The sequence below is a fragment of the Mesorhizobium sp. M8A.F.Ca.ET.181.01.1.1 genome (assembly GCF_004792025.1).
In the GTDB taxonomy this organism is placed as follows: domain Bacteria; phylum Pseudomonadota; class Alphaproteobacteria; order Rhizobiales; family Rhizobiaceae; genus Mesorhizobium.
The window spans coordinates 1-294 of the sequence record NZ_SRTV01000268.1 but is presented as its reverse complement, the minus strand read 5'-3'; the positions used below and the strand labels follow the sequence as shown (position 1 = coordinate 294).

The window sequence follows — 294 nt, the reverse complement described above, 5'->3', positions numbered from 1 at the left end:
CCGCACGGTGGACAGTCGTTGCGGCATCATCACCGATACCTTCGCCACGCCGGCCAACATGCATGACTCGATCGTCTATCTTGGCCGGCTCGACCGCCAGGTGGAGCGCTTCGGCTTCGTTGTGGCGGCGGCGGGGCTGGATGCCGGCTATGCCACGCCAGGCATCGCCAAGGGGCTGGAGGACAGGAACATCCGGGGCGTCATCGGCTATCGCAACCCGAGCCCGCCAAGGCCCGGCAAGATGAGGAAGAGCGCCTTCGTCCATGAACCGGATCGGGACGGCTATCGGTGTCC

General features: G+C 66.0%; 1 pseudogene. It reads left to right on the top strand.

The annotated features are described in order from the left end of the window. A pseudogene (locus EN824_RS34550) lies at positions 1-294 on the top strand (IS5/IS1182 family transposase); the annotation flags it as partial.